Raw genomic sequence first — 25,158 nt, forward strand, 5'->3', positions numbered from 1 at the left:
CTTTCAGGGAGACGAGATGAAGACACAACTCTATTATTCTCCGGATCCATACAGAAATCTGATCCCGACATGCGGGCGGCACATGCCCCGCCTGTCGGGGCATCATTCATGGCGTTTTCGGCATACTGACACCACATCAGCATATGCCCAAGCCGCCCTGTTTCACCCGATGCGCGCCACACCGCATCCCTCGCCGGCTTCAGAACGCCGGGTACCGTCGCAGGGCGGGAATGCCCGGCACACCGACAGTATCGCCGGAAACACAATAAAGCCATCGTGCACCATATGTAACACCCGCAGCGCGAAAAAATTTGACCATAAGGACTACTACAATGGGACGTCATAATGTAGAAAAAATCGGCGGAACCTCGATGAATGATTATCAGGCGGTTCGCGATAATATTATTTTCAAACCAGCTACCGAAGGCGACCTGTATCAGCGGGTCTTCGTGGTATCCGCCTATGGCGGGCTCACTGATCTTCTGCTGGAAAACAAGAAAACCGGACAACCAGGGGTCTTTGGCCTGTTCGCCAGCAGCATCAACGATACAGGCTGGCAGGAAGCGCTGCTCAAATTACGCCAGCGAGTCTATCAGATCAACACCGAGCTGTTCGGAGAAGGACCGCTTCTTGATAAGGCCAATGCCTTTATCACCGCCCGGCTCGACAGCAGCGCCCAGTGCCTGACCGATCTGCAACGCCTGTGTCGCCACGGCCATTTCGCCCTGGACATGCATCTGGACACCGTGCGGGAAATGCTCGCCAGCATTGGTGAAGCCCACAGCGCCTGGAACATGGCTCATCTGCTGGAACGTGACGGCGTGAATGCCTGCTTCGTCGACCTGACCGGATGGCAGACCGAAGAACATCATTCCCTGGACGAACGGGTTACAGAAGCCTTCAAGACCATAGATCTGGCCAAACAGCTGCCGGTCGTGACCGGGTATGCCCATAGTGAAGACGGCCTGATGTCCACCTTTAACCGTGGCTATAGCGAGATGACCTTCAGCCGCATCGCCGTGCTGACAGAAGCCAGCGAAGCCGTGATCCACAAGGAATTCCACCTCAGCACCGCCGACCCGCGCATGGTCGGGGAAGATAACGCCGTGCCCATCGGCCGGACGAATTATGACGTGGCTGACCAGTTGGCCAATCTTGGTATGGAAGCGATCCACCCCAAGGCGGCCAAAGGCCTGCGCCAGAACGATATTCCCTTGCGGGTGAAAAATACATTCGAGCCCGAGCATACCGGCACCCTGATCACCGGCGATTATGTCAGCCGCACCCCGCGGGTGGAAATTATCGCCGGCTGTAAAAGCATCTATGCCCTGGAGATTTTCGATCAGGATATGGCGGGCATGCTGGACCGGTATGACAGCCATTTTCTCAAACTGATCAATCAGTATAAGGCCCATATTGTCGCGAAAGACATTAACGCCAATACGATCACCCATTATTTGTCGACAAACCTGAAAGTGATCAAACGCATTCGCCGCGCCCTCGGGGAAGCCTTCCCCGAAGCGGAAATGAACCAACGCAAGGTCGCCATTGTATCGACCATCGGCAGCGACATGCAGATTTCCGGCATTCTCGCCAAGGCCGTCGGGGTTCTTGCCGACGAAAAGATCAATGTTCTGGCCCTGCATCAATCCATGCGGCAGGTCGATATTCAGTTTGTTGTTGACGAAAATGATTACCAGCCGGCGATCAAGGCGCTGCACAGCAGCCTGATTGAAATCGACGATCATGGCCGGGCCCTGTGTCTCGCCTCGTAACCATGTAATGACATCCCTCTTAACAGTGTAAGTTAAAAAAATGATTATTTCTTTTATTGGATTTTTACTGATTTTCACACTGATCGGGGTGTCTTCGGCCTGGAAAAGTAAAGGCACAAAACAGGATTATTATCTGGCCAGCGGTTCGGTGAAGCCCTGGCTCGTGGGGTTGTCCGCCGTGGCAACGAACAACAGCGGCTATATGTTTATCGGCATTATCGGATATGTCTATGTAACCGGCCTGGCTTCGATCTGGCTGATGATTGGCTGGATTGCCGGCGATTTCATGGCCTCCATGTTTGTGCATTCGCGGCTGAAATCGGCGACAACCCGCACCGGGGAAGTCAGTTACGCCGGGGTACTCAGTAACTGGTACGGCGGCCATAATTCGACCCTGCAACGTCTGATCGGCGGCATTTCTCTTCTATTTCTGCTTGCCTATGCCAGCGCACAACTGGTGGCCGGCAGCAAGGCGCTCCATGTCCTGCTCGACTGGCCGACCTGGGTTGGCGCCGTGGTCGGCGCCGTTCTTGTGACGCTATATTGTTTTGCCGGCGGCATTCGCGCCTCCATCTGGACGGACGCCGCCCAGTCAATTGTGATGATTTTCGCCATGGCGTTAATGCTGGTAACGGTCACCCTGTCCCTTGGCGGCATTGATGGCGTGATCCTTAAAATGGAGGCCGTCGACGGTTTTCTCGCCCTCTTTCCCAGAGATCTGGTGATCCCGGGACTGGGCGGCGGCCTGCTGTTCGCCATCAGCTGGATTTTCGCCGGACTGTCGGTGATCGGCCAACCTCATATCATGGTGCGCTTCATGGCGCTGAAAGACAACAACATGATGCGGCGGGCCCGGATCTGGTATTATTTGTGGTTCTTCGCCTTCTATCTGATGGCGATCGGCGTCGGGATGCTGTCGCGGGTCTATCTGACCGATGTCGGCGCCTTTGATGCGGAACTGGCCTTGCCGACCATGGCACAACAGCTGCTGCCGCCGGTATTGGTCGGGCTTATTCTGGCGGGGATTTTCGCCGCCACCATGTCCACTGCCGATTCCCTGGTGCTCAGCTGTTCGGCCGCCATCACCCATGATCTGCTGCCTCATAAAATAGAAAACACCACACTTATTAAATTGATGACAGTGCTGATCACGCTCGGCGCCCTCGGCGGCGCGCTGATGAACAGCCAGAGCGTTTTCAGTCTGGTGGTCATGGCCTGGTCGGGATTGGCCAGCGCCTTCGCGCCGTTGCTGATCATCCTCTCTCTCGGGAAACATCCCGGGCGGCAGGCCAGCATCATCGCCATATTCACCGGTCTGGGTGTGGCACTGCTGTGGCGCTATCTCGGGTGGCACAACGCCATCTATGAAGGCCTGCCGGGCATTCTCAGCGGTCTTATGGTGCTCGGGCTGGCTCTTCTGGCAAGCTCCGGCGCGGCGGCACCGTCATCGCCAGAAAAGGAAGCCCGATCCAGCGAATAAGAGATTTGATTCCGTCCAAGAACCGGACTTATTCGTCCAAAGGCTGCATCGCCTCCGCCTGGTCCTTATATTCCGGCAAAATTTCCGGGCGGGGATACAGCAAATTCATCGGCACCGAATGTCCACTGTCCTTAACAACACGCACATGCCGACGCCCCAGAAGCCGCGCTCTCAATACCCCGCAGGAATGGGATATGGTCTGCACCTCTTCCACCAGGTTCTTGCAATAATTCGCTACCTTGACGGCCTTGTCTTCCGGGTCCAGACCTTTTTGCAGCCGGGGATTATGGGTGGTCACCCCGGTGGGACAGGTATTCTTGTTACACCGCATGGCCTGAATGCATCCGAGCGAAAACATAAATCCACGCCCAGAATTGACAAAATCCGCGCCCGTGGCAATGGCCCAGGCCACCTCCGACGGGGTGATCAGCTTGCCTGAGGCGATTATCCGCACACGATTGCGCAGGCCGTATTTATGCAGGATGTCCGATACCAGAGGCAGGGCTTCCTGTATCACCAGACCAACATTATCCATCAGAGGCATCGGCGCCGCGCCACTGCCGCCATCCCCGCTATCTACCGTGATAAAGTCGGGACCGCTTTCCATGCCGCGCTTATGGATTTCCACGCACATTTCTTCCAGCCATTCACTGCCACCGATCACCGCCTTCACGCCCACCGGTTTTCCCGTGACCGACCGAATATGTTCTATCATATCCAGCATATCGCGGGTCGTCTTGATTTCCAGATGCCGGTTGGGTGAAATGGAAGCCTCCCCCACAGGGATGCCCCGAATCCGGGCGATCGTCTCGGTGACCTTGATGCCGGGCAGAATGCCCCCCTTGCCCGGTTTGGCCCCCTGGCTCATTTTCAATTCAAACATCTTGACCTGATCATGCGCCGCAACCTCCCGCAATTTATCATCAGATAACTTGCCCTCGGCATCGCGCACCCCGTATTTGGCCGTCCCGATCTGCATCACAATATCGCAGCCGCCTTCCAGATGATACGGCGACAGCCCGCCCTCACCGGTGTTCAACCAGCAACCGGCCATGCGCGCACCGTGTGACAGGGCCTTTACCGCCGGCGTCGAAAGCGCTCCGTAGCTCATCCCTGACACATTAAAAAAACACGGGGCGTTATATGGATAGGGACAATATGGCCCGATTTGCACCGGCTGCATATCGACCGCTTCCTCATCCAGGGTCGGAAAGGCGCAATTGACGAAAATATAGGTTCCCGGCACCTTAAGGTTCTTCGTCGATCCGAAGGCAATTGTGTTGCCCTCTCCCTTGGCTGCCCGGTCCACCCAATCGCGCTCCGCCCTGTTGAACGGCATTTCTTCCCTGTCCATGGCGAAAAAATACTGGCGGAAAAACTCGCCCAACTTAGAAAAGATCGACCGGAACCGGCCCACAACCGGATAATTGTGGCGCACCGCGTCCTTGGTCTGGCTGATATCAATAATAAATAAAATCACGATCCCCAATAGCCCAAGCCCGATCAGGACGATAAAGGCCGCCGACAACAGATCGAGACTGGTCATCACACTGCTAAATTCGGGCGTCATATCCATGAAATTCTTCCTTGTTATGTCATTAAGAACATCGGCGGCCAGATCTCTGAAATCGCGCTGAAGGATGCCTGTACTGATCTTTTAATATCACATTTCCGCATGATAACAGTTTTCATGCCTGTCCACAAAAGGCGACTGTCATGTCACCATCTCCTGAGGCAACCCTGTTCAGACGCCAGATTATAGATGCCGAGGATCATTTCATTGTAAAGGTATAAGTAATGTAACTGCCCAAGATGAATTGATGGGGCGAGCCTGCCGGGTCGACAATGGGGCTTGCGGCAAAATCACCCAATAGCCGGGCATAGCGGGTATATGTCACCAGTGACCAGCGGTCGGCGAATTTCCAGTGAGCCTTGAGCTCTGCCCGCCCGTCCTGGATCCTCCCTTTGGGGCGATGCACCGGCAAACCGGTGACCGCCGCCTGCTGCGGGGATATGCCGAAAAACTGACGGGCGCGTTTCTCATCCACCAGATCGGCTGACACTTTCATTGTTACAAGGAAATTATCCCGCTGATAGACATCGGATTGTACGGAAAACTCAAACACCCGTCCATTATCCCCCCCGATAATGTCCCCGAAATAGCGAACCCGGCCAGTGAAACGATCCGCAATGGTCAGCTGCGCAAAAAGACCAAAATCAAGGCTGAGCTCAATATCTTCCAGACCGCGCAACGCCGGATTAACATCCCCGTCGCGTCCTGCCGTCACATGCAAAACCGGGCCAAAGGCAAATTTTCCCACCCCGAGAATATTAATCGCCGCCCCGTCCTCATCCAATGTCAGCACGTCTTTGAAACGCACGACAAGCGCCAGTTTAGGGTGGATCTTATAATCATCAGACCCGATATAGTCCGGCGCGTATTTCAGGCCACCGCCCACCATAATCTCCGAAACCTTCGGCAGGGGCATATCTTCAAAGAACGGTTTTTCATCCGGAAGTGAACTTTCCTGGTCACGACCGGGGGCACCCCGAGATTGCGCCTGTGCCGCCGCACCGGATATCAGGCACCACAGGACCAGCCAGAATAGCGCAAAACAGAACAGGCCCGGAAGATGCTTCACGCGAGCCGGCGATATTTCCTGTTCCTGCATCATCTTTCCGCACTCCCCTGCCAGCTTATTCTGTCAATATCAGCCGGGATTATGCCGCAATCACCGTTCTAACCAGGCGTTGAGTGGCATAATCCCGATAGCCAAGATGGTCCAGAAATACGTCGATATAGTGGCAATGCGCAACAGGGATTAAGGCTTGCTCCGCAACAGTTTCTTCATCATTTCCTCTGCCGCGACAACCGCTAATCTCCGAATTTCCGCCCGGTCACTGTTGTCCGCCATTTCGTACGTGATCGCCGGGACGCCGAAGGTTTTATAGACATACCCCTTTGACGTCGGCAGGTCCGGGTTATGACTCGGCACATTGCGGAAGGCGATCTTCGGCAGGCGCGCGCGAATGGCCCTGTGCCAATTTTGGGCAAAATTGACGGGCTCCGTCGGCTCCGCAGCGCTTTGCGTATACATCAGGTTTTCATGAGTCGAATGAAAGTCGAGCAGCAGCGAAAGCTTACCCGCCTGGTCCTCCCCACGGTACCGATCCAGTTCCCTCTGCATCAATTGGGTTTCCGGCTGGCTGAAGGGCCCCCAGTCACGATTAAGATCTTTGCCGCCCGCATTGGTCCGCCAATTCCCCTGCTCCACCCCGTCCGGATTAAGGTTGGGGACCATCACCAGACGATATCGCGCGCGAAATTTCCGCGCAAGCGCCGTATCCGCCAACAGAGTTTCCATGAAAGGCATCATGGCCAGCGCGCCGGTCACTTCCGGTGGATGCTGCCGCCCAACCAGAACGACCGTCTCCTTGTCATCGTCCGTGGTGCGGCTTTCCAGCTTGAAAATATCGCGGCCATTCTGTGAGACCCCCAATTTATACAAATCAAGAAAATCATGTTTTTTGGCGTGCCTCACCATCCACAGATTATGCTGCTGACTGGTGAGAATCTCCTGCGCCGCGATCCATAGGGGGATATCTTTCTCGACGTTCAGGGACAGACGGGCTTCGCGGCCCTCCGCCGTAAGCTTGATATTTCCCGCTTTCAGAGTTTGCCAAAGTAGCCCGTCCCGGCTGACCTTGGGCCAGTAGCGATGCTTGCCATAGCTATATTTCAACACCAGTGTCAGCTTTTTCGACGTCGCAGATTGCAGGCGAAAAGCATACCAGGGGCTGGGGTTAATCGGTGTCACTTCCGGCGATATGGTCAGATAAATCGTGTCGCCTTTTTGGGCGCAACCATTGACCCGGGCGGCGGGAAAGTCGGCCCAGACTTCTACACCGTCGAAGTGGCAATAGGCGTCTTGAGCAAAGGCCGCCAATCCGGTAGCAAACAACATCATACAGGCGAGTGTTGGAACTGTTACATATCTTGACAACATTTAATATTTTCCCATAAGAGAGGGGCGGAGGCTGTATGTTCTCCGCCCCTGTTTATTTTACATGCTTCATCCAAAATTAGAAGGATTTCCGGACTGAGGCATAGAAGAAGCGGCCTTCTGAGCTGTGCAGGCTACTCAGATAACCAAAGGTATTGTCCGCAAGCGGCGGCGCTTTATCAAAGACATTACGCACCCCGAGACGAATGCGGGTGTTGTCCATAGCCCCTTTGTCAAAGGTATATTGCACGTAGGTATTCATCCGGAACCAGTCTTCGATGATAAAGAACTCATCCGTGTCATTCTGCGTCACGCCGGTTTCAAACACCTTTCCGGTATATTTCCCCCAGATTCCCGCCCCCCAATTGCCGTTCCTCCAGGTAATCGTCCCGGAGGCTTGCCATTTAGGGCGACTGTTTTGTTCGATCAGGTCGCCCGCACCAGCCACTCTGATTTCTGCAGCAGCAAAGTTATTGATTTCGGTTGCGCTCTCGGACAGGTCTTGGAACGCGGTTAACAAACGTGACCCGTTGAGCTTAAAATCAAAATCACCAATTGTGGTGTCGTCAACGGAAAAATACAGACCAAGGTCGATCCCTTCCGTCACGCGCGAATCCAAATTCAAATAGGGGTCCAGAACATTGGCGATATTCCCGGCGGCCTCAAGACCCGACCCGGCAAAGAAGTCGATATCATCCTGGGTGGCCGCCGACCGGATCACAGCATCATTGGTGCTGCCCCCCATGCGACGGACAAAATCGAGCGCGATCTGATTGGCGTCGCCAAAAATGCCCACCAGGTCTTTTTGCTCGATGCGCCAGTAATCAACCGTAAACGTCAAACCAATGGCCGATTCCGGTGTTAGCACCATGCCAACAGAATAGTTCTTGGATTCCTCCGGGATCAGGTCCTTGCTGCCGGAACGAATGCTTTCCACACTGTCGCTATAGTCACCACAATCTCCTAGGTCATCTGCCGTTCCTTTATTGACAGCGGCCTGACAGCGATACCAGTCCGTGCGGGTATTGACCCGCGTCACTTTCTCGGTATGCAGCTGTTCCAGATTTGGTGCCCGGAAGCCTTCGGAGTAGGCGGCCCGCAGTTGAATGCCGCTCAAAGGCACCCAGGACAGGGCGACTTTTGGCTTAAAGACACTGCCCACATCGTTATAATGCTCAAAACGACCCGCCAGTTGAAGATCAAGACTATGGGCGAATTTGCGACTTTCGTCATGAGCGAGCAATGGTACCGCCAGTTCGGCGAAGGCCGATATCACGTTACGTGACCCGGATGAATCAGGTGTCGGACTGCTGTTCATCACATCACTGGTCAGATCACCGGTATCGGCCCGGGTGAAGTTTATCGTGCCATCAAGCCGGTCGTCGCGATCTTCGGCGAAGCTGGTGCGTCGCCATTCGACGCCGACAGCTGCCCCCACTTCGTTGCCAAACAGTTCAAACGCCGCCGGGTTTGAGACTTTAAAATCGACCATTCCCAGCGTGGTTTTATTCTTCCGGGTCACATCAATCAGAAAGCTGTCGATGGTGTCCTGGGGGTTACCCGTCGTATCTCCGGCACTGACATTTGCGATATCTCCGCCATTAAAGGGGTTATAGGCCGTATCATCTGTCCGGTTGATGGCTGCCTCGAACAGCGTATTGCTGATCCGGTTATGGGTCGTGTCCAGAGTCGTGGCCTCGGAATAGAGCGCCGCACTGTCCCAGGACCATTCCCCGAGCTCCCCGCGCAAGCCGCCCAGAAGACGGAAAGAGTCGTTATCTACGTCGATCTGCCGCCGTCCCGCATCCACGGCGCGATAGCCGGTCGTGGTGATATCCAATCCTTCATCAGGAGCGTCGATGCCCGCCAGCCGGTTTACATTACCCACGGCACCAAAGGGGTTCCAATAGGCATTTTTAGAAATGGTGATCGGCGCACTGGAGAGAACGCCAGATGCTTCGCGATATTTCTTGGACTCGGCGCGATAGTAGGACAGCTCACTATAGAATTCCATGCCACTGTCAAACTCATGATTGACGAACAGGAAGGCATTACCGCGCTTCACATCCGGGATCATCTGGCGATCCGTGTTGCTGTCAAACCGCAGGTCACTATTCAAACTGCTGTCATCAATGCAGATATCCGCATTAATATCCGCCCGACACCCCGATGATGTTTGAGGCTGAATATGAAAGCGTCCGCCTCTTGTTGTCAGACTATCTCCATTTTGGCGCACTCGCTGGCCCGCTTCAAATTGACCCCAGGGTGTATCCGTTGACAGACTGCGGAACTGGGTATCGCCCTCGAAATCCGTGCCGTCCACCAGAGGTCGACGATCGGACGAGGCGGAATAGGGCCGCTCGCTGGCATCCACACCAGTGCCATTATAATAATTCATCGACAGACTGACATGAGTTTTATCGTCGTTCAGCCGCCATCCGCCGAGGAAATCTACTTTCAGTTTACGACGATCTATATCTTCCGACCCGCCATATTGCGCGTTGACGCGATAGCCTTCATAATTGTCCCGCAAAACCGTATTGATCACCCCCGCCACGGCATCTGTACCGTAAATCGCCGAGGCGCCGTCATGCAACACTTCAATCCGGCGAATACCGGACACCGGAATGGCGTTCAGGTTGGCGGTCGTCACCGGCACCAGATTTTCAGACTGAGTACCGGGATGCTGGACCACGCGGCGGCCATTGAGCAAGATCAACGTATTGCCTGAGCCAATGCCGCGCAAATTGATCGACGCCACGTCACCGCGGGCGCTGTTGACCCCGCCGCCGACGGTGTCCGTTCCGTTAAAATTCATCACGCCATTGGACGGGAGCGAACCGAACAGTTCAGAGGCCGAGGAAGCGGCAATCGCGTCCATATCCGATTCCCCCAATAATGTGACCGGCAAACCGCCCGTAACCTTCGCGCCTTTGATTTGTGATCCCACCACGACAATCTCATCAAGCTCTAAGGCCTCTTCCTGAGGTGTCGTGTTTTCCTGCCCGACCGCCTGGGTGATATACAGACTACATGCGGACGCCAGTAATAAATGCTTCATCATCATATTGTTAACCCTATCCATTGTTTCCTCCCAGAAACGCAACTTACAAAACAGACCAATTTTTATCGGCCCGCCCCTCTCTTTGGGGGAAAGTCATTATCTCGCGATATGTTATGGAAATCTAATAATAGATGATCACAACCTCATAACCATATGTTATAGGAAGATACTCACAGAGGGGAACGTCTTTGCCGTTGACGCCAGATCACCAGCCCCAGCAAAAGCAGCGCCGGAAGAACCATCCAAGAAGCCGCCGGTTGCGGCGCAGGAATGGCGAAGGCCACCAGCCGTAATCGTTCATCCAGTTCCGGATTATCCATCAGGCCGCCGAAGCGCGCCTCCGCCTGATAAGCCGCCTCGGTTTTCTTGATCCGGTCGAGACCAAGAAAGCGCAGGCGCTCTTCAAAGGGGGCCTTCGGGCCTAAAGTGACCGATGACAGGGTCGTCACCGCCTCGCCGTCGAAATCCCGGCGCAGCAGCGAGAGCTGCATCAACCCATCTGCCGGGGCCTGTTCCACCTGCCGACGCAATTCCTCTAAGGGCCTCGTCTGCCACGGGGAGACGAGGCGGTCAATCCAGAAGCCCGGCGCCAACAGGGTGAAAGCGACGAGCACCAACAGCGCGCTTTCCCAGAGCTTGCTGCGGACCAGGAAATACCCCTGGGTACTGGCGGCGAAACACAATATTCCCAAAACTGCCGTGACCACCACCAGAAGGAAGTGCAACGGACCGCTGATATTGATCATCAAAAGCTCAGGATAGAAGATGAAGATAAACGGCAGAATGATCATGCGCAGACTATAAATGAAGGCCTTGATGCCAGTCTTGATCGGGTCGCCGCCAGACACGGCCGCCGCCGCGAAGGACGCCAAACCCACCGGCGGCGTGACATCGGCCATAATCCCGAAGTAAAACACAAAAAGATGCACTGCAATCAATTCGATGATCAGCCCGTTCTGCGCCCCAAGCAGGGTAATCACCGGCACCATCAGGCTTGAAACCACAATGTAATTGGCGGTTGTCGGCAATCCCATGCCAAGGATCAGACTGATCACCCCGGTGAAAAACAGCATCAGAATCAAATTGCCCGCCGACAGCAGTTCAACAAAACCCGCCAGCACCTGCCCGACGCCGGTCAGGGACACCGCTCCGACGATAATTCCGGCGGTCGCCGTCGCCAGGCCTATGCCGACCATATTACGCGCGCCTTCGATCAGGGCCGCCGAGAAATCATCCTTTGACGCCACCCAATAACCGGCCAGCTCCCCTTCGCCGCGGAAGAAAGCCTTCAGGCTCTTGTGGCTTAAAAGAATGCCGACCATCAGCAAGGACGCCCAGAAGGCCGAAAGGCCGGGAGACAACCGTTCAATCATCAGACACCAGATCAACACCACCACCGGCAGGATGTAATACAGACCGCCTTTGACGATTTCACCGGTCGGGCCCAGATGTTCCAGATCCGGATCATCGGGACAGTCGGGAAAACCGGCGCAATATCTCAACAAACCGACATAAACGCCCCCCAACACTACAGCAATCACCCAGCCTGAAAAATCACCGGTTAGCGTCTTGATCCAGCCAAGCCCATAATAGGTCGCGAAACTTAAGACAATGAACCCCAGGATAATCGTCGCCCACATAAACAGGCGCTGGAAAAAAGTCATGCCGTGATCCCGTTTTTCCTGACCGGTCATGCCTTTCTTGCAGGCTTCCAGATGCACGATATAGACCAGGGCGATATAGGAAATCAACGCCGGCAAAAAGGCGTGCTTGATCACCTCGGTATAGGGAATGCCGACATATTCGACCATCAGGAACGCCGCGGCCCCCATCACCGGCGGCATGATCTGGCCATTGACCGAGGAAGCGACCTCGACCGCGCCCGCCTCTTCCCGGCTAAAGCCGACTTTACGCATCAACGGCACGGTAAAGGTGCCCGTGGTCACCACATTGGCGATGGAAGATCCGGAAATCAGGCCGGTAAGACCGGACGCAATTACGGCCGCCTTGGCCGGGCCACCGCGCAAATGACCCAATAACGAAAAGGCCACCCGGATAAAATAATTTCCCGCCCCCGCCTTTTCCAGCAGCGCGCCAAACAGAACAAACAAAAACACAAAGCTCACCGATACGCCGAGAGCCACGCCATAAACCCCTTCGGTGGTCAGCCACAGGTGCGACATGGCCTTATGCAGGCTCGCGCCTTTCCAGCGCAGATCATCCGGCACCCATCCACTATTGCCAAAAAAGATATAGGCCAGAAAAAATAGCGCCACACAGACCATGGGCAAGCCCAATACCCGGCGTGAGGCTTCGAGCAGAATGCCAATCCCCGACACCCCGACAGCCAGATCAAAAGGAGTGAAAGCCCCTACCCGAAGCGCCAGAGACTGATAATTGATGCAAATATACAAGGCGCAATAGATACCCACCCCGAACAGGACCCAGTCATATAACGGGATTTTATGTTGGGGTGCGGTATAGGTCCGGGGGTAGGCCATAAAAGCCAGCGCCACCGCAAAAGCCAGATGAATGGATCGTGCTTCTGTATCATTGAACAAAATATACCCACTGATACTGTCAGGCAATATTCCCGCCAGCAGAAAAGGAACGGGGGAGGCATAATAAAGCTGAAACAACGACCAGCAGAGCGCCAATATCGTCAACAGGCGTCCTGACCAGCCGGCCGGATGGCGGCCTCCATGTTCTATATCTTCCAATAAATGAAGTGTATTTTCGTCAATCGCGGCGCGTGCAGTCATATCTTTAAAGGCCTTTGTTAGATTTTTCGGCATCGGACGCCAGGACTTCGCGGAAATATTTTTCCGCCCCCGGATGCAGTGGCGCCACCAGTCCGGCGCTGGCCATTTCATCAACCTTCAGCATCTGAAAGGCGATATGCAGACGTTTGAAATTGTCGAGATCACCGACCACCGCCTTGGTGATCTGATAAATCACATCGTCTTTCACATCCGCCGAGGTGACAAACACCGCCCGCATGCCAAATGTCTTCACATCTTCAGGCGAGCCATTATACATGCCGCCCGGAATGATTGCCGTGCTGTAATAAGGAGTTTCCGCCACCAGCTTGTCGACAACAGGCCCCGCGACCTCGACAACCACAGACTCGCAACTGGTGGTCGCCTCCTTGATCGCACCGCTCGGATGGCCCACCACATAGATGATCGCATCCAGTTTATTGTCACACAGGGCCTGGGACTGTTCGGCGGCCTTCAGTTCGGCGGCAATGGCGAAATCCTGCTGTCCCCAGCCCAGATACGCCAACAAAGCCTCTACCGTAGCCCGGCTGCCGGAACCAGGGTTGCCAATATTGACCCGCTTGCCCTTCAGATCAGCAAAGGTTTTTACACCGCTGTCCTTACGGGCGATAACGGTGAAAGGCTCTGAATGGAGCGAGAAAACCGCCCGCAGCTTTTCAAAGCGGCCTTCTTTTTCAAAGAGTTTCGCCCCCTGATAGGCATGATATTGCCAGTCGGACTGGGTCACGCCAATATCAAGGTCGCCGTTTCTCACCGCCCGGATATTATAGATTGACCCGCCGGTGGCCTCGACCGAGCAGCGCAGTCCATGCTCTGTCCGGTGGCGATTGACCATGCGGCAAATTGCCGCGCCTGCCGGATAATAGATGCCCGTCACCCCGCCGGTGCCGATCGTGATAAAGCGATCTTCGCTTTCCGATCCACAGCCCCACAAAGAGAATGTTATCAAAAAAATTACAATATGTTTCATTCTGAACCCTTATGCATCCCGAACCGGGTGAGTAGATTTATCATCGCGCCGCAGTTCCTTTCTGACAGCGCCCCGTTACATCCTCTTCCCGCGCCGGGTCGTCATGATATTCATGGATTAGCGCCTGGTTTACATTCTGCTGCCCCGCCCTCACCGCCAAATGCGTATATTGATTGGGGAACTTGACATGACCTGCTCCGTCGGCAGACTGATACGCGGTGCGCCATTCAACAAGCCCGATATTGTCAAAATAAACATCCGGCAGGTCCCGGCCTTCCTCACGCTCGACATCCAGCAAAAGACGATAGCTGCGATAGCCGACCCGGGGGCTGTTATAATCCACTGAAAGCCTGCGCCAGTCACCTTTGGCGACTTTCAGACTGCCCAGTAATTTCTTCGGCGCATTTTCAAGAGAATCCCCGAGTTTCCCCCTTGTCGGGCGGCCCTGAAAATAAACTTTGACGGTCACGTCCTGATCAGCGCGAACCTGCCCGATCAGACTGCTTGGCGTTGCCGGACGATACAGGCGGGTAAACACCTTCATGCCAAACGTCGCCGTCTTCTTGCCGGTGGCGCCGGAAATTTTGAAGGATTTCACGCCCTGATAAGCTTCATCCCGGCTAAGGCCGGAGGCCGGATCCTCAATGATCCAACCCCGTTCGGGTGCATCAAAGTGGTCAAATGATTCAAAATCGCCCCGCCGGAGCATTTCCTGACCGAAGCGATAGGTTAGATCAGTATCCTGCGCCTCAACTCCCGTAGCATAAACACCCGCCGTACAGTGCCCGAGGGAGATGACTTTTTCTTTCCCCGCTATCAGGTCCAGAGAAATATTCCGGGCGAGGCTGACGCCGGACGACGCCGGAGCTGTCGTAATTACACCGTGCCCCCCGCTGTAACCAAGACTGACGCCACGCCGGTCCGACAATTCAGCCGTGCGGCTCAGGATCGCCCGGCGGACCGGCCCGGTTGCCGGCGTCGGCACATAGCCTTTGATGTAAACCGGCACAATTTCCGCCCGATGAAATTTCTCGCCATCCATCCACACATAAAGCATATAGGAAAATTGTGGCCCATAGAAATACTGGTCAAAAATAAAATTGCCCAGGGAATAAGCGATTAAACGGTCTTTATAGATTTCAAACCCCTGCACCACATGGGGATGATGGGCGATTGCCAGATCCGCGCCCTGATCTATGGCGCTTTTCAACCGCTGCTCCGTAAGCAGTGTCGGCTCTTCGCCATATTCCAGGCTGCCGTGATATTGCACAACCGTGGTGCGGCCTTCGGCCACTTCCGCCCCGACACTCCTGATGATATTTTCCATACTCCCGAGCGCGGCTCCGCCTTTATGATCGCCTTCCGCCGCCTGGTGCGGCTGGCCGCCGCCTTTCCAGCCGACATACCCCAGGAAGCTGTACGGCATATCCGAAATATCGATGCGATGGGCCGCCAGAGCCGCCTTCTCCGTCAGGCCCGCCCCGGAAAACGCCAGGGGGCTATCGTTAAGAATATCCAGTGTCGCGACAAGTCCTTCTTCAAGATTGTCATAGGTATGATTGTTGCCCAGGGTCACATAATCAACTCCGGCCCAGGCCAGCGCCGCCGCTGTTTCGGGTGGCGAAAAGAATGTCACCAGCTTCGACGCCGAGCCTTTCGGTCTGGCGGACATCACCTGGGTTTCCAGATTGACGGACCCATAATCGGCCCCGTCGAAATAAGGTTTCACATGACGAACGATGGCTTTGGTATCTTCAGCCTTGTGATCCGGCCGGATCAAAACCGTCTCATCGCCTCTCGGGCTGCTATAGCGCCGCCCCATCATCACATCCCCGCCAAACGCCAACATGACCCGACCCGGCTTTCTGGCGACCAGTTGTATCGGCGGAAGCGCATAGCCTTTCCCCATGTGATTCAATTCCAGCAGAGAAAATATCTGGGTAATCGGGAAAAAACCGGGGGCCGAAAATTGCAGGGACACAAGCTCCGTCTGTTCCACATCAAGGGTGAAAACACCGTCCCGCCCTTTGATCACATCTTTGTTGATCTGCACCGTAAAGTTCTGCACCGGCGCCCCGGAAGTATCCGTAAGACGACCGGACAGGGTTTCCGCCGTGGCAAAGCTTGTAAATTGACACAGGCTGAACACGCCAAAAACAATCAAACATATGCTACGCATCATGACCAGTACCCGCCCTTTATACTCTTTTATTACCTCCATAATAGCCTGATTCAAACCCGAAAGATAATAGCAAGTCATGCTCTCCCCATAACGATAGGTTATACTTATTTCGCCGGCTGAACCAGTTCTTCATAGACCTGCTTAAGATAACCCAGAAAATTCTGGCACACATTGGACAACGGACGACTTTCGGCATATAGCCCTGTCACCGCATAGGTAATCGGCGGGGTAAATCCTTTAAAACTGGTTTTCCCCGGCCCTTCCGCCTGCGCGGTCAGCTGATCGACAATGGCCATCCCCATACCATACCCAACCAAATTCTTGGCGATATAATAGGTTTGTACCGTAATGGCGGAATCGGTACTGACGCCTTCCTGAAGGATACGCTGAAACAGCAAGTCGGATAAAGGACCACTGTCCTTGATGCTGATGATGTTTTTACCCTCAAGCTCCTCAAGGCCCAGACGATCCGGATTTTTCGGGAAACTTTCCGGATTATGAACGCAAACAAACTCGCCCTGCCCAAATTCATATCGCGCCAGGCCCACATGATTATCAGGGTTGAACGCCAGACCGATATCGATTTCATGTTCATAAAGAGAACGGATCATGTCATCATAATGCCGGGTCTGGATGTCAAAAGTCACCCCCGGATGATCTTCGAGAAACCGGGCGATGGAAAGCGGCAGCACATTGAGTCCCAATGCCGGCATGACAGAAAGCCGAATATGCCCCGCCGTGCCCGACTTGAGATTACGGGCTTTCTTCTGCAACGACAAAATCTGCTGATAGACCTGAGAGACTTCGGCGAACAAACTATGCGCCTCATCCGTTGGCACCAGCTTGCCTTTAACCCGCTTAAACAAAAGATACCCCAGCTGATCCTCGGCACGGTGCAATACCTTGCTGACCGCCGGTTGCGAGACATGGAGAAATTTAGCCGCATTACTGACAGAGCCTGTGGAGTATACCGCATGAAAAACTTCTATTTGCTTCATCTGCATATGTGCGACACAACCTTTTCTATTACACAGTCCCTAACCATCCGGGCCCATATTATCAGACTGTGACATAACGTCTATCCTTCATCACAAAAAAGACAGACCCGGCGCAGAAATAGGGCCTGTAAAAGCCGCCAAAACGTTGCTACATCCCCTCTGTTTAAAAATAGACTTGTCTTGAAAAATAAAGCCATCTATAAATTTAGAAAAGGATATTCACATGACAGGTTTAAGAGCCAAACAGAAAGCGCGCCGCCGCGAAATGATTGAAAAAGCGGCCGTTCACCTCTTTGAAAAAAAGGGGTTTGCCGTCACCACAATCGAAGATATTTCAGAAGAAGCTCTGGTATCGCCGGCCACCGTGTATAATTATTACGGCAATAAAGGAGAGCTTCTGCTCGCGCTGATCGCCCACGGCGAGGAAGACACCCGCAGCAAGCGCGCCGAATATGAACAGCGCGCCGCCAGCGAAGATCCCGCCGATCTGCTGACCGATATCATCGGGTCAAACATGCAGAATACCCTGAGATATATGTCCCGGGAATTATGGGGACATGTGGTCGCCTATGTCGCCACCACATCCGACCCGGATGTCGCCCCCCGCTATTTGGCGGGCATCGCCGATGATCTTGCGGCCGCCCTGGCTGTGGCGCTCGAAAAATATAGTGAACTCGGCGTGCTGCGTCCGCTGGATGCCGAACAATATGCCTATCTGATGACCCGGCTGGAACGGAACCATTTCCTCGGATTTATTTATCTCAAATCCATGACGATTGAAGAAATGCTCGCCGGAGTCAGAAAAGATATAACTTTACTGGTGGAAAGCCTCAAGGCCTGATTTTCCCAGCAAGCCTTTGATTACAAACTTTTTATGACCTGATCAAGTCTCGGGTCTGGCCGGGTTTTAGGTAGCTTTGTACGAGTAGAATATATTTTTATAGTTGACTATAATATTTTTGTCGTCAATAATATTTTTAGTCAGTATAAATTTATGGGAGGACATTTAATGTCTGTAAGAAAAAAGATTACATCACTTGCGCTACTGTCATCCACCGCCCTTGTCGCCGCAACGCCGGGCCTGGCCCAGGATGCCGCCCAGAGCACAGAAAACCAGATTAAACTGGAAGAAATCGTGGTGACAGCCACCCGGCGGGCGACCATGGTTCAGGATATCCCCTATAACATCTCCGCCCTGTCCGGCAGTGAAATCGATGATATGAAAATGATCGACGCCACTGAAATGCTGCGCTCCATTCCCGGCATTGTGGTCGCCGACCGCGGCAACCGCAACGCCGCCACCAAAAATGACATCCGCATCCGGGGTCTGAATGTTGATGGCGCCGCCCGCGGGGATTACGCCGCTTCCTCCGCCCCGACCGTGGCCACCTATATCAATGACACGCCCGTTTTCGCCAATATGATGTTGAAAGATCTGGAGCGGGTCGAAGTCCTGCGTGGCCCGCAAGGCACCCTTTATGGGTCCGGCGCCCTCGGCGGCGCGGTGCGTTACATCACCAGAAAACCGGTTCTCGGTGAATTTAGCGGCACAGTCAGCGGCACCGGCAGCAGCACAAAAGGCTCCGGCGGCATCAGCTGGACAGGCGATGTCGTGCTGAATGTTCCCCTCGGCGACAAAATCGCCCTGCGCGCTGTCGCCAGCCATCTGGATAACGCCGGCATTATTGATTATGTCAATGTCTATGAACTCGACAACAGCGGCGCGCCGGTGATCCCCGGCGATATCAACGACACCGACGCCAGCTATAAAACGGTCAAGGACGCTGACACGGCCGAGATTGATTTTCTCCGCCTGAGCGCCTTTATGGAAGTCAGCGACGCGATCGACATTTCCCTGATGTATACCACCCAGAGCGACGAAGCCGGCAGCCGCCGCGCCACCGCCGAAGGTTTCCTTGATGGATACGGTAATGAATATGGCGCCTATACCTCTGGATCGGTACAGCTGGAACCCAGTGAAGCCGACCTGGAAATGTTCGCCGCAGAAATCAACGTGGATCTCGGGTTCGCAACCCTGACCTCCTCCACCTCTCATTATGACGTTCACGGATCGGCCATCAGCGAGAATACCGGGTTCTATGCTCAGAAAAACTGGCTGGGCGGTCTGTATTATAATTCGCCGCGTCCTCTCGCCCGGGCGGACCGTAGTTTCGGCGACAAGGCCTTCATTCAGGAAGTCCGCCTGGTGTCCGATAACGAAGGACCTTTAAACTGGGTTGCCGGCGTATATTACCAGGATCAGGATAAAACAGTGGGCCAAACCAGCACGCTCGCCGGTTACAAAGCCTGGGCCTCACAAATGTTTGGCTGGATGTCCCCCGGATTTGGTTATGATGAAAATGACAATGATTTCATCTATACCGACCTGTCCAAAGTGAAAGAAACCGCCGTTTACGGCGAGGTCACCTATGACATCGGAGACAGCCTTCACCTGACCGGCGGCATGCGCTGGTTTGACAGCAGTGTTTCATCCGACGCGGAAGTGCAACTGCCTTTCTGGGACTCCCTCGCCTCATGGGCCCCCGCCCGCACGGTGACGGAATCCGGCAAGAAAGACGTGCTCTTCAAGGGTAATATTTCCTATGACGTCCAAGATGACACCATGATTTACGCCACCATATCCGAAGGCTATCGCCGGGGCGGCGCCGCCGCGGTGCCGACGACCGGTAACTTTGCCGAAGACCCGGCCTGGCTCGCTTACGGCTCCGACAGCGTGGTCAACTACGAACTGGGCATCAAGGGATCAAGCGACCGCCTGCGCTATAGCGCCAGCGTCTTTTATGTTGACTGGAGCAACCCTCAGATCAACACCGCGACCTCCAACTGGGGATTCTTCACCGCGGCGAATGGCGACACCGCCGCCACCAAAGGGGTCGAACTGGAAATGGAAGGCCAGCTGAGCCAGGCGCTGCATTACAGCTTCGGCTATGCCTATGTCGACGCCAAGCTGACGTCTGACTTTATCGCTCCGACCGGTGCGGTTATCGCCGAAGACGGCAACCGTCTGCCCGGCATTCCCAAACACACCCTGAATGTCGCTCTGGATTACACCAAGGACATCACCAGCGATATTGTGATGGTCACCCGGCTGGATGGCTATTATCAGAGCGATACCAAGAATTATATCAACAATACCCACCCAACCTACGGACAGACTCATTCCGGCTTCTCCATTTGGAACGCCAGCCTGGCCTTTACCAAAGACAATATCAACGTCACGCTTTTCGCCAAGAATATCTTCAATCAGGCCGGCATGTCTGCTTCTTATTCCGCGGCCTATATGGGAACAGATCCGTCCCAGAACTATTTTGGTAGTGGCGCCAAACATGAAATCACCCTGCCCCGGACCCTCGGGCTTGCGGTATCTGTTGATTTCTAATGTCTGATCTGGAAAGGGCCGAAACGCAATTCGCTTGCCATTCGGCCCTTTTTTGCAGCATCGTGCATCTCATCACACCAGAACCGCACGCAAAGGGTCATCCATGCACCATAGCTTGAACCAGATTAATCAGCACTTGAAGCAGGGCCAGGTAGAGCAGGCCGAGGCGCTCTGCAGCGCCTTCACCAACCGTCACCCCACCCTGCCGCAAGGCTGGCTTTTGTCGGGGCGTATCTGCCAGGCCAAGGGCGATCTTGTCGGCATGCTGTCCGCCGCGCAAAAAGCCGTTGCGGCGGCGCCCACCTCCCTTACGGTTCAACATATGGAAGCGGAAGCCACCCTGTTATGCGGGCAGCTGGCCGCCGCAACGAAAAAAATATACGCGTTAGAAAAGAAAGCCTGGGACGACGCCCGCATGCTGCAACATACGGCGCAGCTTTTTAGTGACCTTGAGCATCATACCGACGCCCTGCGCTGTTACCAGCGGGCCCGTCATCTGATCGGAGAAAATCCGGAACTCCTCTATAATACCGCCGCCACCGCCACGGCGCTCGGCGATCTGGCCGGGGCAGAAGACCTCTATAACCGGGTGATCGCCCACACGCCCGATGACTATGCCGCCTATTACAATCGCGCCACATTAAAAAAACAAACCGCCAAAAACAATCATATTGCCGAAATGGAGGCCTTGCGGGCGCGCGGCCTGAATCCCGCCAGTGATCCCGTCCAGCTCGGCTATGCGCTGGCGAAAGAATATGAAGACATCAAGGCATATGACAAATCCTTTGCCGCCCTGCGCGAGGCCGCCGACACCCGCCGCAAACGGCTGAGCTATTCCGTTACCGATGATATCCGGACCATGGCGGACATCGCCGCGGTAATGACAGATGATTTCTTTGCGGACATTCCGGCGGTGTCTGAGGCGCCGGGCCCGATTTTCATTTTGGGACAACCGCGCAGTGGCTCCACCCTCGTCGACCGCATTCTCAGCAGCCATTCCGACGTCGAAAGCCTCGGGGAAATCAACGACTTTGTTCACGCCTTTATGAATATTGCAGGCCCGGCGCGCAGCAAAGCCGACCTTATCCAAAAAACAGCAAAGCTCGATTGCGCTGCCATTGGGACACTCTATCAGGAAATGATCGGACAACGGCGTCAGGGCGCGCAGTTTGTGATTGATAAAACACCGGCGAATTTTCTGTATATCGGCCTGATCGCCAAGGCCCTGCCCACCGCCCGCATCATCCATCTGCGCCGCCATCCGCTGGATAATTGTTACGCCATGTATAAAACCCTGTTCCAGATGGGTTATCCCTATTCCTATGCGCTGGATGACCTTGGGGCTTATTATATCGCCTATCACCGGCTGATGGCTCATTGGCGGGCGCAACTGCCGGGCCGTATCCATGATGTGGATTATGAGGCCCTGGTCACCGATCAGAAAACCCAGTCGAAACGTCTGGTCGCCGTGTGCGGTCTTGACTGGCAGGACGCCTGTCTGAACTTTCATGAGAATAAAAGCGCCTCGGCAACCGCCAGCGCCGCCCAGGTGCGCCACCCCATTTATACCTCCAGTGTCGAGAAATGGCGTCACTATGAAACCCAGCTCGCCCCCTTAAAGGCGCAACTGGCCGCCGCAGGGATCGACCTATGAGATGGCCCTGTTTCCTCAGCAGCCTTGGTGTTATTCTCGGCATCACCACCGCCTGCGCCGCGCCCGGCGGCGCGCTAGAGGGACGCCTGACGCTTGATGTGACCACTGCCCGGCTGGAAACCAGGGTGCTTCAGGATGACTTTCATCTGGCGCAAGACCCCGACACAGGGCGCAACAGAATTCCAGCATTTTCTTTCGCCTATATTCAGGACGGGGCCGCGCTGCTTCCCGTAAAGGCCGGCGCCATCCCGGGGAACCACCCGGTCTGGGAATGGGTGCTGACGGCAGGCGCGCTTAAACGGGATGACAAAGGACTGCATGCCTCCCTGCCCGTCGCCCTGATGGAAAAAAATGAAAATTGCCTGCATAACGGTGTTCTCGAGTTCACCATCATCCCGGACGGACAGACCACAAAAGCCCGTCTGCGCATCGCCAGCGAGACCTGCCCCTATTTCAAATTCGACATGCTGGGTGACCTGACCGCCCGTTGGCATCCAAAACAACAGCCCGGGGCCGCCACCGTTCAACAGATCTTCCAGCGGGAAAAATCAACCTATTTACCGCAAAAACCGGTCGCCGCCCTAAAAGACGCCCATCCGGATTTGGCGCTTGATGGCCTGTCGGAATCCAAACGCATCGCCCCGTCAGACATATCACAATTTGGCGTTCTGATGGCCGGCGTCCATTATGCCGGGGGCTGCATGACCCGCGCGGGTCTCTACCCCCACTGCGATCAGATGGCCGTGCCCTCCTATTCCTTGGCCAAATCCCTGGTCGCTGGACTGGCCCTGATGCGGCTTGAAAAACTCTATCCTGGCGCGGCGGATGAAAAAATCGCCGCCTATGTTCCCGCCTGTCAGGGCGCGGCCTGGCGGGATGTGACGTTCCGGGACACCCTGTCCATGGCGACTGGCAATTATACCACCGCCGGGGCCGACGCCGACGAAAGCTCGGAAACATATCAGGCTTTCTTCCAGACCCGGACTCACCGCCAGAAAATCGACTTCGCCTGTCACCATTTCCCCCATAAAGCCACCCCGGGAACCCAGTTCGCCTATCACACATCCGACACCTATATTCTGGGCGCGGCCCTGCAGGCCTTCTGGCAGGAAAAAAAGGGCGCCGAACATGATTTCTTCAATGACCTTATCGTCAGGGATATCTTTGCGCCTCTTGGCCTGAGCCCCAGCGCCCAATGGACCCGCCGCAGCCTTGACCGGGAGGCACAGCCCTTTACCGGCTGGGGCCTGATATTGACCCGGCAGGATATCGCCAAACTCCTGTCCTTCCTCGGGGGACAGCACAAAGACCTTCATCCCTCGGACCTTCTGTCCTCTTCCCTGTTTCAGGCGGCGCTGCAAAAAAAGACCGCCGACCGCGGTCTTCTGGCGGGCCATCCGGAAAACAAAATCCGCTATAGCAACGGCTTCTGGGCCTATAACGCCCAGGACGACCTGTCCTGCCGTTCAGAAACCTGGCTGCCTTTCCTGTCCGGCTACGGCGGCCTGTCCGCTGTGCTTCTGCCCGACGGCGGGGGATATTACATGATCAGCGACGGAGGGCAGCACGCCTTTATGGCCGCCGTTACCCAACTTCATCACCTCAATTCCCTGTGCGGCGGAGACCCTGAATGACAACATCACGTGACACCACCGCCAAACCCGGCTTTTCCCTGCCCAAGGCCGCGCCCGAGGGACTTCTTTCCGCCATTTTGCTGTCGTTCCTCTCCACAGCCGGGCTGTTTTATGTCAATCTCGGCGGGGCGTTCCTGTCGGCCTTTGTTGACGGCATCGGGCTTAGTCTGGAAACCGCAGGCTATATCACCGCCGCCAATAAATATGGCGCAGCCTTCGGCGCCCTGATGGCTGTTTTCTCCGCCGGGCGTCTGCCGTGGCGCAAAATCGCCTACACCGTGCTGATCGCGATCATTGCCATTGATTTCATTTCCATGACCATCAGCAACGGCGACGCCCTGATCGCCATCCGTTTTCTGCAGGGCAGCTTTGGCGGCTTCCTCGTCGGCACCGGCTTCAGCGTCATCGCCCGCACCAAAACCCCGGACCGGGTATTTGGCATGCTGTTGATCGTCCAATATAGCTTTGGCAGCATCGGCATTATGTTTATTCCCGGTCTGGTCCAGACCCTGGGCCATAGCGCCGTCTTCTGGGCCCTGATTATATTCAGCAGCCTTACCCTGTTGATGGTGCCCTTTCTCGACGATTATAAGGTCACGCCGGATAAAGGCGCCACGGCCTCTCCGGGCCGGTTTGGCGGCATCGCCCTTGCCCCTCTGATCCCGGTGTTGCTGGCGATTTTCTTTTTCCAGGCCGCCAATATGGGGGTCGCCGATTATGTTTTCGAACTGGGCAAGGACAAAGGACTGACCACGGACCTGATGAGCACCCTGGTCGGGGTAGCTAACTGGACCGCCATCGGCGGCGCGGTTCTGGTCTATGTATTCGGGGTGCGTTTTGGCCGGGCCCTGCCCCTGACCATAGGTTTGCTGATCTCGATCGCCGGCACTCTCGCCTTTCACTGGTCAGGATCGGCCACAGTCTATTTCATGGCCAACGCCATCACCGGTATCATGTGGGCCTTCCTGATCCCCTATCTTCTGGGCCTGTGCACCGCCTTTGACAAGAAAGGCCGCACCGCCTCACTCGCCGGTTTTGTCTCAAAAATGGGTCTCGCCTCCGGACCAATGATTGCGGCCACCCTGGTCGGCGAAGGCAATTTCACTCTGATTATCAATGTCGCTGCATTCGGCCTGCTGTTCTGTGCGCTGGCCGCGTTCAGCCCCGCCCGGAAACGTGACCACCTCACACATCTCTCGACGATAGAAAAGGAATAA

16 protein-coding genes are annotated in these 25,158 nt (G+C 55.1%); 8 read left to right on the top strand and 8 right to left on the bottom strand.

The features are described from left to right. Positions 1-16: 16 nt before the first annotated feature. From FIV45_RS16715 to FIV45_RS16725, 3 genes are read left to right on the top strand one after another with little or no spacing between them, the layout of a single operon-like run. The gene (locus FIV45_RS16715) at positions 17-346 is read left to right on the top strand and encodes a hypothetical protein (RefSeq protein ID WP_099473660.1); all 330 of its coding nucleotides are present in this window, start codon (positions 17-19) and stop codon (positions 344-346) included. Continuing rightward, positions 333-1,775: an aspartate kinase gene (locus tag FIV45_RS16720; protein ID WP_099473662.1), complete on the top strand. Its 1,443-nt coding sequence runs from the start codon at positions 333-335 to the stop codon at positions 1,773-1,775. Before FIV45_RS16715 ends, FIV45_RS16720 begins: the two co-directional genes overlap by 14 nt. A gap of 40 nt (positions 1,776-1,815) precedes the next feature. Then, positions 1,816-3,255 carry a sodium/proline symporter gene (locus FIV45_RS16725; RefSeq protein ID WP_099473664.1) on the top strand — a complete coding sequence of 480 codons (1,440 nt, stop codon included), beginning with the start codon at positions 1,816-1,818 and terminating at the stop codon, positions 3,253-3,255. 28 nt (positions 3,256-3,283) lie between these two features. Here the strand turns inward: FIV45_RS16725 and FIV45_RS16730 are convergent, their stop codons facing one another. The 8 genes from FIV45_RS16730 to FIV45_RS16765 form a co-directional block, all read right to left on the bottom strand. After that, entirely contained in the window at positions 3,284-4,801 is a 1,518-nt protein-coding gene (locus FIV45_RS16730; protein ID WP_181040182.1) for an FMN-binding glutamate synthase family protein, read from the bottom strand. A gap of 226 nt (positions 4,802-5,027) precedes the next feature. After that, entirely contained in the window at positions 5,028-5,930 is a 903-nt protein-coding gene (locus FIV45_RS16735; RefSeq protein ID WP_099473666.1) for a MipA/OmpV family protein, read from the bottom strand. A 147-nt stretch (positions 5,931-6,077) separates the two neighbouring features. Continuing rightward, positions 6,078-7,262: a M14 family metallopeptidase gene (locus tag FIV45_RS16740; protein ID WP_099473668.1), complete on the bottom strand. Its 1,185-nt coding sequence runs from the start codon at positions 7,260-7,262 to the stop codon at positions 6,078-6,080. A 76-nt stretch (positions 7,263-7,338) separates the two neighbouring features. Then, complete coding sequence (locus tag FIV45_RS16745) at positions 7,339-10,344, bottom strand: TonB-dependent receptor domain-containing protein (protein ID WP_099473670.1); 3,006 nt, start codon at positions 10,342-10,344, stop codon at positions 7,339-7,341. Between the two features lie 149 nt (positions 10,345-10,493). Beyond that, a complete protein-coding gene (locus FIV45_RS16750; RefSeq protein WP_099473802.1) occupies positions 10,494-13,085 on the bottom strand; it encodes a TRAP transporter permease in 2,592 nt (863 codons plus the stop codon). Between the two features lie 4 nt (positions 13,086-13,089). Next, a complete protein-coding gene (locus tag FIV45_RS16755; protein WP_099473672.1) occupies positions 13,090-14,073 on the bottom strand; it encodes a TAXI family TRAP transporter solute-binding subunit in 984 nt (327 codons plus the stop codon). Positions 14,074-14,113: 40 nt separating this feature from the next. Next, on the bottom strand, positions 14,114-16,255 hold the full coding sequence (locus tag FIV45_RS16760) for a CapA family protein (RefSeq protein WP_165777036.1): 2,142 nt from the start codon (positions 16,253-16,255) through the stop codon (positions 14,114-14,116). Between the two features lie 104 nt (positions 16,256-16,359). Further along, complete coding sequence (locus FIV45_RS16765; protein WP_099473677.1) at positions 16,360-17,259, bottom strand: LysR family transcriptional regulator; 900 nt, start codon at positions 17,257-17,259, stop codon at positions 16,360-16,362. 217 nt (positions 17,260-17,476) lie between these two features. On the opposite strand from FIV45_RS16765, the gene FIV45_RS16770 reads away from it, so the two are divergent. The 5 genes from FIV45_RS16770 (at position 17,477) to FIV45_RS16790 (ending at position 25,158) form a co-directional block, all read left to right on the top strand. Continuing rightward, positions 17,477-18,094, top strand: a complete 618-nt coding sequence (locus FIV45_RS16770; protein ID WP_099473679.1) for a TetR/AcrR family transcriptional regulator — start codon at positions 17,477-17,479, stop codon at positions 18,092-18,094. 168 nt (positions 18,095-18,262) lie between these two features. Beyond that, positions 18,263-20,653, top strand: a complete 2,391-nt coding sequence (locus FIV45_RS18900; RefSeq protein ID WP_099473681.1) for a TonB-dependent receptor — start codon at positions 18,263-18,265, stop codon at positions 20,651-20,653. 103 nt (positions 20,654-20,756) lie between these two features. Next, entirely contained in the window at positions 20,757-22,307 is a 1,551-nt protein-coding gene (locus tag FIV45_RS16780; protein ID WP_099473683.1) for a tetratricopeptide repeat-containing sulfotransferase family protein, read from the top strand. Then, positions 22,304-23,941, top strand: a complete 1,638-nt coding sequence (locus FIV45_RS16785; protein WP_099473685.1) for a serine hydrolase — start codon at positions 22,304-22,306, stop codon at positions 23,939-23,941. Before FIV45_RS16780 ends, FIV45_RS16785 begins: the two co-directional genes overlap by 4 nt. Further along, positions 23,938-25,158, top strand: a complete 1,221-nt coding sequence (locus FIV45_RS16790; RefSeq protein ID WP_204602244.1) for an MFS transporter — start codon at positions 23,938-23,940, stop codon at positions 25,156-25,158. Before FIV45_RS16785 ends, FIV45_RS16790 begins: the two co-directional genes overlap by 4 nt.

This window comes from Paremcibacter congregatus (assembly GCF_006385135.1).
Taxonomy (GTDB): domain Bacteria; phylum Pseudomonadota; class Alphaproteobacteria; order Sphingomonadales; family Emcibacteraceae; genus Paremcibacter; species Paremcibacter congregatus.

Excerpts from the sequence above, each read along its gene's own strand:
- FIV45_RS16785 (WP_099473685.1), top strand. The coding sequence starts at position 22,304 with ATGAGATGGCCCTGTTTCCTCAGCAGCCTTGGTGTTATTCTCGGCATC.
- FIV45_RS16730 (WP_181040182.1), bottom strand. The coding sequence starts at position 4,801 with ATGACCAGTCTCGATCTGTTGTCGGCGGCCTTTATCGTCCTGATCGGG.
- FIV45_RS16790 (WP_204602244.1), top strand. The coding sequence starts at position 23,938 with ATGACAACATCACGTGACACCACCGCCAAACCCGGCTTTTCCCTGCCC.
- FIV45_RS16765 (WP_099473677.1), bottom strand. The coding sequence starts at position 17,259 with ATGCAGATGAAGCAAATAGAAGTTTTTCATGCGGTATACTCCACAGGC.
- FIV45_RS16735 (WP_099473666.1), bottom strand. The coding sequence starts at position 5,930 with ATGATGCAGGAACAGGAAATATCGCCGGCTCGCGTGAAGCATCTTCCG.
- FIV45_RS16715 (WP_099473660.1), top strand. The coding sequence starts at position 17 with ATGAAGACACAACTCTATTATTCTCCGGATCCATACAGAAATCTGATC.
- FIV45_RS16720 (WP_099473662.1), top strand. The coding sequence starts at position 333 with ATGGGACGTCATAATGTAGAAAAAATCGGCGGAACCTCGATGAATGAT.
- FIV45_RS18900 (WP_099473681.1), top strand. The coding sequence starts at position 18,263 with ATGTCTGTAAGAAAAAAGATTACATCACTTGCGCTACTGTCATCCACC.
- FIV45_RS16760 (WP_165777036.1), bottom strand. The coding sequence starts at position 16,255 with ATGATGCGTAGCATATGTTTGATTGTTTTTGGCGTGTTCAGCCTGTGT.
- FIV45_RS16780 (WP_099473683.1), top strand. The coding sequence starts at position 20,757 with ATGCACCATAGCTTGAACCAGATTAATCAGCACTTGAAGCAGGGCCAG.
- FIV45_RS16740 (WP_099473668.1), bottom strand. The coding sequence starts at position 7,262 with ATGTTGTCAAGATATGTAACAGTTCCAACACTCGCCTGTATGATGTTG.
- FIV45_RS16745 (WP_099473670.1), bottom strand. The coding sequence starts at position 10,344 with ATGGATAGGGTTAACAATATGATGATGAAGCATTTATTACTGGCGTCC.
- FIV45_RS16770 (WP_099473679.1), top strand. The coding sequence starts at position 17,477 with ATGACAGGTTTAAGAGCCAAACAGAAAGCGCGCCGCCGCGAAATGATT.
- FIV45_RS16755 (WP_099473672.1), bottom strand. The coding sequence starts at position 14,073 with ATGAAACATATTGTAATTTTTTTGATAACATTCTCTTTGTGGGGCTGT.
- FIV45_RS16725 (WP_099473664.1), top strand. The coding sequence starts at position 1,816 with ATGATTATTTCTTTTATTGGATTTTTACTGATTTTCACACTGATCGGG.
- FIV45_RS16750 (WP_099473802.1), bottom strand. The coding sequence starts at position 13,085 with ATGACTGCACGCGCCGCGATTGACGAAAATACACTTCATTTATTGGAA.